11 protein-coding genes are annotated in these 8,435 nt (G+C 33.5%); 9 read left to right on the forward strand and 2 right to left on the reverse strand.

The window, feature by feature from the left end; genetic code table 11:
- Positions 1-197: 197 nt before the first annotated feature.
- Genes CN601_RS26190 through CN601_RS26220 form a run of 7 tightly spaced genes read left to right on the forward strand, consistent with a single transcriptional unit; the run spans position 198 to position 5,102 of the window.
- On the forward strand, positions 198-821 hold the full coding sequence (locus CN601_RS26190; RefSeq protein WP_098120979.1) for a stage V sporulation protein AA: 624 nt from the start codon (positions 198-200) through the stop codon (positions 819-821).
- On the forward strand, positions 814-1,230 hold the full coding sequence (locus CN601_RS26195; protein WP_098120980.1) for a stage V sporulation protein AB: 417 nt from the start codon (positions 814-816) through the stop codon (positions 1,228-1,230). Before CN601_RS26190 ends, CN601_RS26195 begins: the two co-directional genes overlap by 8 nt.
- A gap of 12 nt (positions 1,231-1,242) precedes the next feature.
- Positions 1,243-1,695, forward strand: coding sequence for a stage V sporulation protein AC (gene spoVAC / locus CN601_RS26200; RefSeq protein WP_098120981.1), 453 nt, complete (start codon positions 1,243-1,245; stop codon positions 1,693-1,695).
- Between the two features lie 12 nt (positions 1,696-1,707).
- Positions 1,708-2,715, forward strand: a complete 1,008-nt coding sequence (gene spoVAD, locus CN601_RS26205; RefSeq protein WP_098120982.1) for a stage V sporulation protein AD — start codon at positions 1,708-1,710, stop codon at positions 2,713-2,715.
- Between the two features lie 12 nt (positions 2,716-2,727).
- Positions 2,728-3,078: a stage V sporulation protein AE gene (gene spoVAE / locus CN601_RS26210; protein ID WP_098120983.1), complete on the forward strand. Its 351-nt coding sequence runs from the start codon at positions 2,728-2,730 to the stop codon at positions 3,076-3,078.
- Positions 3,079-3,081: 3 nt separating this feature from the next.
- Positions 3,082-3,645, forward strand: coding sequence for a stage V sporulation protein SpoVABEA (gene spoVAEA, locus CN601_RS26215; RefSeq protein WP_098120984.1), 564 nt, complete (start codon positions 3,082-3,084; stop codon positions 3,643-3,645).
- Positions 3,642-5,102: a spore germination protein gene (locus CN601_RS26220; protein WP_098120985.1), complete on the forward strand. Its 1,461-nt coding sequence runs from the start codon at positions 3,642-3,644 to the stop codon at positions 5,100-5,102. Before spoVAEA ends, CN601_RS26220 begins: the two co-directional genes overlap by 4 nt.
- 66 nt (positions 5,103-5,168) lie before the next feature.
- Here the strand turns inward: CN601_RS26220 and CN601_RS26225 are convergent, their stop codons facing one another.
- Complete coding sequence (locus CN601_RS26225) at positions 5,169-6,002, reverse strand: DUF1002 domain-containing protein (protein ID WP_257131827.1); 834 nt, start codon at positions 6,000-6,002, stop codon at positions 5,169-5,171.
- 224 nt (positions 6,003-6,226) lie between these two features.
- Here CN601_RS26225 and CN601_RS26230 point away from each other — a divergent pair, with 224 nt between their 5' ends.
- Positions 6,227-6,664: a peptidylprolyl isomerase gene (locus CN601_RS26230; protein WP_056466860.1), complete on the forward strand. Its 438-nt coding sequence runs from the start codon at positions 6,227-6,229 to the stop codon at positions 6,662-6,664.
- Positions 6,665-6,992: 328 nt separating this feature from the next.
- Here CN601_RS26230 and CN601_RS26235 read toward each other — a convergent pair whose 3' ends face one another.
- Complete coding sequence (locus CN601_RS26235; protein WP_098172838.1) at positions 6,993-7,610, reverse strand: cupin domain-containing protein; 618 nt, start codon at positions 7,608-7,610, stop codon at positions 6,993-6,995.
- 323 nt (positions 7,611-7,933) lie between these two features.
- Between CN601_RS26235 and CN601_RS26240 the strand changes: the two genes are divergently transcribed.
- Positions 7,934-8,293, forward strand: coding sequence for a GNAT family N-acetyltransferase (locus CN601_RS26240; protein ID WP_098172839.1), 360 nt, complete (start codon positions 7,934-7,936; stop codon positions 8,291-8,293).
- Positions 8,294-8,435: the final 142 nt, after the last annotated feature.

Genomic DNA, 8,435 nt, shown 5'->3' on the forward strand with positions numbered 1-8,435 from the left:
ATTCTTCAGCCTTTTATTTTGACCACAACTTTTGCTACATACTCTCTATTCCTTGCCTAAGCCTCCTTTTGCTACTTTTTTAGTCTCTCCTGCCATTAAGCCATAAAGCTCAGCCCTTAATTTCACTTATATTTTTAAAAAGTTTTCACATACTAGTTGTAATTGAATTCATAAAGCTTTGAAACTGAGGGGAAAGTATGAAAAAGGTATTATATATTAAATTGCTTAATCGAGTTGTTGTACAAGTAGGTAAACGTGTACTTCTAGAAGATATTGCACGCTTACAAGGAATTAATATTGATATAAGCTCGATTAAAAACATCATTGTACATGAATCAAAGAAGGAGGATGGTACTCATACCGTTATTGATATATTAGATCTTTTACCGTTGATTCAAGAAGTTGATCCTGATATTTCGTTTGAGCTTGTTGGGGTGACAATGTGTATTTTAGAACTTAAAAATACAGTTTCAAAGGATCGTTTCATACTGTTTTGTTTCGTTTGGATCTTGTTATTTACTGGTTCGTCACTAGCTATTATCTATTTTCACGAAGATGTTAGTATGCAGCAAGTTCAACAACGAATTTACTATATGATTACTGGTGAATATAATCATAAACCTTTATTACTGCAAGTACCTTATTCATTTGGGCTAGGAATTGGGATGATTTTATTTTTTAATCAATGGTTTAAAACTAGATTAAACGAAGAGCCGAGCCCTCTTGAAGTCGAGATGTTTCAGTACCAGCGCTCAATGGATGAATATGTGTTAGTAAATGAAAATAAAAAGCCAACTAAGAGCGTGAATACTGATGATTAGAGAGTTGTTTATCGTATTTGTTGGTTTCTCAGGTGGAATTGCTGTTGGTACTGGATTTGTAGCGTTTTTATCAGTCATAGGAATTATACCGAGGCTAACCCAATTAACGAAAACGATCGAAAAGATCCGTGCTTACGAATTTGCCGTTATTTTGGGAGCAATTTTCGGCTGCTGGATTAGCTTGCGAAATACTGTTTTTAATTTGCCTAGTATATTTTCCGTTTTTATTGGGCTTTTAGCTGGAATTTTTATTGGGATGTTGGCAGCAGCTCTAACGGAAGTTTTAAACGTTTTCCCAATTTTAGCTAAACGAATTGGTATTCAAAAAAAAATTGTGTATTTATTAATGGCAATCGCATTAGGGAAAGTTTTTGGATCATTATTTCATTGGATTTATTTTATAGAGTAAAGGGTGTATGAAATGAGTGGAAAATTGAAAGCTAATTATAAAGAGAATATTAAACCATATCAACCTAAAAAACCTGTATTAAAAAATTGTATTAAAGCATTTTTAGTAGGTGGATTTATTTGTTTTTTAGGTGAGTGTATTACAAAAATCTATATTAACTATTTTAATTTTACTGAAAAAAATGTCGGTGATCCAACGGTAGCTACTCTTGTTTTGATATCTAGCATACTGACTGGATTAGGAATTTACGATAAAATAGGTCAATTTGCAGGAGCAGGATCGGCTGTTCCTGTAACGGGATTTGCCAATTCAATGACGAGTGCTGCAATGGAGCATAGAAGTGAAGGCCTCGTTTTAGGTGTTGCAACAAATATGTTTAAGCTTGCTGGATGTGTAATAGTTTATGGCGTTGTATCAGCATATGTAGTCGGAATCTTGCGCTATGCGTTCAAAGTATTATTTTAGGAGGTGATTTCCATGGCTTTAATTGGGAAGCAAACATGGGAGTTCCAAAACGGTGTATATGTTCAAGCAAGTGGAACAGCGGTAGGTCCAAGAGAAAATTTAGGTCTACTAGCTGGTAAATTTGATTACGCTTATGAAGATCTTCATTGCAATGAAGATAATTGGGAGTTAGCTGAAAGAGCGTTAATGAGAAACGCTATTTCAACAACACTAAAGAAAGCAAACAAAACGGTAGAGGATATTGATGTATTTCTAGCAGGGGATTTATTAAATCAAAATGTTACAGCGAATTTTATGGCTAGAGAATTGCAACTTCCATTTTTATGTATGTTCGGAGCATGTTCAACTTCAATGGAAACAACTGCGCTCGGAGCCCAGTTAATCGATAGTGGTTACGCAAAAATAACATTAGCTGCTACAAGTAGTCATAATGCTACTGCAGAAAGACAGTACCGCTATCCAACAGAATATGGTGGGCAAAAACCAGATTCTGCAACATTTACAGTAACAGGATCAGGTAGTGTGCTTCTTTCGAATAAAAAAAGCAGAATAAAAGTAAAATGTGCCACAATTGGTACAGTTCAAGATTTAGGCTTAACTGACCCATTTGATATGGGGTCAGCAATGGCACCTGCTGCAGCCTATACGATCGTGCAACACTTTAAAGACACAAATACGACTCCTGCTGATTATGATTTGATTGTAACAGGTGATCTTTCAGCTGTAGGTGCACCAATTTGTGAGCAACTTGTAAGAGAAGAAGGATATGACATGGCTGGTAAATATAATGATTGTGGATTGTTAATCTATGATCGAGAAAATCAAGAAGTATTTGCAGGTGGCAGTGGCTGTGCATGTTCAGCGGTTGTAACGTATGGTCATTTGTTTCAAGAGTTAAATAAAGGTACATATAAACGAATATTAGTAGCTGCAACCGGTGCTCTCTTAAGTCCTACAATGATTCAGCAAAAAGAGTCAATTCCAACAATTTCTCATGCTGTCGTTTTTGAAAGCTGCTAGGAGGTGTTTTAGATGGATTTTGTTAATGCTTTTATAGTAGGTGGATTAATTTGCGTAGTTGGTCAATTACTTTTTGATTTTACAAAATTAACACCTGGTCATGTAATGTGCATATTTGTTGTAATCGGGTCTGTATTAGATGGTTTTGGTATTTACGATAAGTTAATAAAATTTGCAGGTGCAGGTGCAACCGTTCCAATTACAAGTTTTGGACATTCTTTATTACATGGAGCAATGTCGGAGGCAAATGACCATGGATTTATAGGAATCGGAATGGGAATCTTTTCTTTAACTTCTTCTGGAATTTCGGCAGCAATTTTATTTTCATTTATCATCGCACTCATTTTTAAACCAAAAGGTTAATTTATGAAAAAGAAAAGGATCATTATCGTAACCGACGGAGATGTTTATGCACATCGGAGCATTGAGCATTTGGCAAAACAATTTGGCGGATGTACAATCTCGCAATCACAAGGTAATCCCACTAAATTTTCTGGTAAGAAAATGGTCGAAATCATAATGCAAGCACAAAAAGAACCAATATTTGTATTATTTGATGACAGTGGCTTTATGGGTGAAGGTCCTGGAGAAAAAGCTTTAAAACATGTAGCAAGTGATAAACATATTGAAGTTATTGCAGCACTAGCAGTCGCATCAAATACACATCATCAGGAATGGACCAAAGTTGATGTAAGTATGGATAACGAAGGGAATTTAACTGAATACGGTGTGGATAAATATGGTGTACCAGATATAGAGCTAGGAAGAATAAACGGTGACACTGTTTATAACTTAGATCAATTAAATATTCCACTAATTTTAGGGATAGGGGATATTGGTAAAATGGGTGGAAGAGATGATATAGCAATAGGGTCACCAATTACAAGAAAGGCGATTGAATACATCCTTGAGAGGAGTGAGCTCAGCTGACAACGGAAAAGAAGCCAACAAATCTTACGAATAAACTAGTTACAAATGCTCATACATTAAGTGAACGATTAGGTTATGGAGTAAGTTTTGATATTGGAAAAAGAGTGATTTTTGTAGATAAAGTTGAAGTCCATCTATATTATGTAAACGGATTAACAGACACAAGTTTTATTCAAAGATTTTTAGACGATTTGATTGGTCTAGAAAAAGTTGAGAAAAATAAATCAATGTTTAAAAATATTGAAGATACGATTGTTCACCAATCAGTGGAGATTGTTTTAACATTTGAAGATGTTATTAAAAAAGTTCTATCAGGTTTGATTGTTGTATTAGTAGACGGTGAGGATAAAGGGATAGCGATCGACGTTAGGAGTTATCCGGGACGTGGTCCAACTGAACCAGATACTGAGCGAGTAGTACGTGGATCACGTGATGGGTTTACAGAAAATATTATTAACAATACTGGCTTAATTAGAAGACGAATTCGCGATGAAAACTTAAGAAATGAAATACTTCAAGTTGGTGAAAGTTCAAAGACAGATGTTTGTATATCATATATTGAAGGAATAGCGCATGAAGAACTAGTTACAGAAATACGTGATCGAATTACAGGTATTCATGTAGATGGCCTATCAATGACGGATAAAAAATTAGAGGAATTTATTTTAAAACAAGGATATAATCCATTTCCTCTCGTTAGATATTCAGAAAGACCTGATGTTATTGCAAACCATATTATTGAAGGGCATGTATGTATTATCGTAGATACATCACCAAGTGTAATCATTACACCTGCTACGTATTACCATCATGTTCAACATGCTGAAGAATTCAGACAAACTCCTGCAATTGGAACATTTTTTAGATGGGTTCGATATATTGGGATTTTTATGTCGGTTTTCTTACTACCATTTTGGTTGCTCTTATGTAACTATCCAGAAGTTTTACCAAAATCTTTAGCTTATATTGGGCCAAAAGAAACAAGTAATATTCCAATTTATTTACAATTAATCATTGCTGACACCGGGATTGAGTTTCTAAGAATGGCAAGTATACATACTCCAAATGCCGTATCCACATCGATGGGTATTATTGCAGCGGTATTAATTGGACAAGTCGCAATTGATGTTGGACTATTTCAACCAGAAGTAGTACTATACACGGCAGTTTCAATGATTGGATCATATGCTACTCCTAGTTATGAGCTTGCACTTGCAAATAAATTATCCAAATTCTTTATATTAATTTTAACAGCCATACTCGGAGTTAAAGGTTTTATGATTGGTTCAACATTATTAATTCTGTTCTTAGTAAGTCTAAATACTTTAAATACACCATATTTTTGGCCATTTATTCCATTCGATGGTAGAGCCTTCTGGCATTTAGTCATTCGAACAAAAGCTAGTGAAAAACAACATAAAAAAGGCGGAAAAACAATCGGTGATGCGACACTTTGATATTTCAGAATTAAAGAGCAATTAGAAAAACCCGTGGCATTTTATTAGGCCACGGGTTTTTGATTTTTATTTAAAGAAAGAAAGAATTGCATCAAATAAAGCTGAGAAGAAGTCTTTTAGTTTTTGAATAAAAGATTGACCTTCTTTAGTATTTAAGTACTCTGAGATTTTATTTTTTGCCTTTGTTAATTGATTTCCAACTTGATCCCAATTAATATTTAGATCTTTCATTTTCTCAAATAAAGCCATTAAACTAGCTTTTTGATCAGCAGTTAATGTTATGCCAAGATCCTTTGCTAATCGATCAATTAAAGATTTTAATTCATCGGTTGACATGTTTGGATTTTTAGCAAGCGCTTCTTTTACCTTAGCGACTAATTGTACTGCTTTATCATTACCAACTGAATCACCAAGTTCTGCGGTTTTAACCATTTCTTCGTTCGCTACTTTTTTAACATCATCAGGAATAACTTGACCTGAACTTAGCTCGTACGCTTTCATGATCCCAGTTAAAGCAGCTGTCCCGGATACTTCAAATGGTGCTGTAATAATAATATTTGCATCCTTTAAACCAGCTGTAATTAAAGCATTTGTATACATTGAGTTAGTAACCCATGAAATATTATTTGATTGAACGACGATGCCTGTATTTTTTTCACCAATTGTAATCATAGCAGATGAAAGAGCTCTAGTACCAATTTGAGCATTAGGTACAGTACCATCTAAATATTTATGTTCCTCTTGATTTGAAACAGTAACAATTCTAGCATCAGATGGTGCACCCATTTCAGCTAATAATGATTGTTTTTGCGTTTCAGATAAATTTTGCCCAAGAGTAACGATTGTTTCACCAGGAACAGAATCCGCCAATACCGACAAAGGCATAGCTACTAATCCCATTGATATGGTGAACGCTAATATCTTTCGTTTTAACAAAAAGACACTCCCTTTACAATAATCCAAATTTTACATCTTACTACACTATTATAGTCATTTTCGAAAACTTGTCATTACTTTTCGTTTTTTGTATGATAAGAACAGCGTTACTAGTTTATTCAGTAATGAAAAATATAGGACAATTAAGTCTTATGAAATTGTTGTACATACATAAGGAGGATTTTATTATGAAAAAAGCAAGTATTACATTTGAAAATGGTGAACAAATCCTAATCGAATTATTCCCAGAGCATGCACCTGGTACAGTTGAAAACTTTGAAAAATTAATTCGTGAAGGTTTCTACAATGGATTAACATTCCATCGTGTAATTCCTGGTTTCGTATCTCAAGGTGGAGATCCAAACGGTAATGGAACAGGTGGCCCAGGATACAAAATTAAATGTGAAACAGTTGGTAACCCATTAAAACATAAAGCTGGATCATTATCAATGGCACATGCTGGAAAAGACACTGGTGGAAGCCAATTCTTTATCGTTCATGAGCCACAACCACATTTAGATGGAGTACACACTGTATTCGGTCAAGTAATCGAAGGTATGGATACTGTATTAAGAATGCGTAATGGTGACGTTATGCAAGAAGTTAAGGTTTGGGACGAAGAATAGTCGTACCAAAACATGAGGCTTGTTTAAAGGGCTTCAAATCAAATGAAATTAGCCACAAGGTAAATTTACCTTGTGGTTTTTTTTACTTTATAAAGAAATTGAATAATGAATTGCACTAAATATGAAATATTTGTGAAAAATGGTAGAATTACAAATATAATAAGGGATTGAGCCAAGTTTGACACAATTACATTTACAAAATTTGATACCATTTACATTTAAATAACTTATGAAGAAATTGATAAACCACAAGATCACGATACTTGTGGCTTTTGGTATAAACTTAAAAAGAAATTTGTTGTTTCTTATTCTAGCATTTACAGTAAATTTAATAACGTTGTTGATAATAGTGCTGATGATAGTATTTCTGATTATATTGATCAACAGATTCTTGCCTGCTTTGTTGTACTTGTTGATTACAATTTTTTGGAGGCCCTATAAATACAGAAGGTTGTAAAGAAGCTGTTGCTGTCTTCCATTGATTTTCATCTAAACAGTAAGTATGCGATACAATGTTTGTTGGGGTAAACTTCAGTAAATCAGAGAATAAAATAACGTCAGGGCTAGGCGCATTAAATATTGCTAATAAATGAGTATTGTCAACAGTTGCAATTTCATAATGCCACCAACCTTGTGGAACATTTGCAACTTGACCCGGCGTAATTGGGAAATTTAAAAGCTGTTTTGTATAAGGATTCAAAATTGAGACAACCGCAGACCCAGCTATACAATAAACTAATTCAGATGAATTTTGATGATAATGTGGCTCAACAACATTACTAACACTTAAAAAAATATCCAATAAAGATAAATTATCTAAAGAATTCATTTCATTTACGCTTAATTGATTGATTACATTTTGATTGTCTTTCACAAATGCATGATTTTTATTCAAATCATAAGTATATTGAATACTTGGCGATGTATAATCCAAATCCAACCTCATAATGATCACCCTTTTTTATAACTCTAACTAAAATTTACTTTATTCAATTAAACAATATTGGTGACAAAAGCCTAAGAGACAGGGATTGAAGCCTTATATGAGTTTTTAAATTCGTGTATTCTTTTCCCGTATACTTAATCCTCCTGTGGCTAAATCCTGTGTTTGAGACTTGACAGAAAAATGTGTGAATTATATATTTGAAATATTGATATATTTGGAACGATTTTTAGTATTTGTCGTACTATAGAGGGATAATCAATCATATATTATGTATTGATTTAGAGGATATTTTAGAGTTTTAATAATGTTTAAGAGGGGTTAACATGTTAATTAGGTATAAGAAAACATATGAGAAAATTGCAATGGGCCTGCTTTCGTTTATGCCAAATGAGAAGACAGTAAAAATCTTAGTAAATACAATAAAAGAATATGAAACAAATGATGATAATCATTTGTTCCTTTGGAAATTAGACGATATTGTAGGGATTATTGGAATACAATTATTACCAGATAAAGTTATTTTAATTAAACATTTGAGTGTAAACCCTTCATTCCGAAATCAAGGTATAGCAACGTCACTTTACGATGCTATTAGATCTCAATATACTGACTATACAATTGTAACAACACAAGATATAGCTTCATTTATTGAACATTGTCACACTAGTTTAAAGGTGTTATAAAAAGAAACTCATTACCGTCTATAATAATTCCGTTCTTAACGAGTCTTTGCGCATAAAAAGCAAGCGCTTGCAACTTGTCTGAAAATCAGTTTTTTGTCAATACAGTAAAAGGTGCTCATTCTATGAGCACCTTTTACTGTAT

Source organism: Bacillus sp. AFS017336 (genome assembly GCF_002555445.1).
GTDB lineage: Bacteria > Bacillota > Bacilli > Bacillales > Bacillaceae_G > Gottfriedia.

Coding starts and splice junctions, on each gene's coding strand:
- CN601_RS26195 (WP_098120980.1), top strand. CDS start 814: ATGATTAGAGAGTTGTTTATCGTATTTGTTGGTTTCTCAGGTGGAATT.
- CN601_RS26190 (WP_098120979.1), top strand. CDS start 198: ATGAAAAAGGTATTATATATTAAATTGCTTAATCGAGTTGTTGTACAA.
- spoVAC (WP_098120981.1), top strand. CDS start 1,243: ATGAGTGGAAAATTGAAAGCTAATTATAAAGAGAATATTAAACCATAT.
- CN601_RS26225 (WP_257131827.1), bottom strand. CDS start 6,002: ATGGGATTAGTAGCTATGCCTTTGTCGGTATTGGCGGATTCTGTTCCT.
- spoVAD (WP_098120982.1), top strand. CDS start 1,708: ATGGCTTTAATTGGGAAGCAAACATGGGAGTTCCAAAACGGTGTATAT.
- spoVAEA (WP_098120984.1), top strand. CDS start 3,082: ATGAAAAAGAAAAGGATCATTATCGTAACCGACGGAGATGTTTATGCA.
- CN601_RS26240 (WP_098172839.1), top strand. CDS start 7,934: ATGTTAATTAGGTATAAGAAAACATATGAGAAAATTGCAATGGGCCTG.
- spoVAE (WP_098120983.1), top strand. CDS start 2,728: ATGGATTTTGTTAATGCTTTTATAGTAGGTGGATTAATTTGCGTAGTT.
- CN601_RS26235 (WP_098172838.1), bottom strand. CDS start 7,610: ATGAGGTTGGATTTGGATTATACATCGCCAAGTATTCAATATACTTAT.
- CN601_RS26230 (WP_056466860.1), top strand. CDS start 6,227: ATGAAAAAAGCAAGTATTACATTTGAAAATGGTGAACAAATCCTAATC.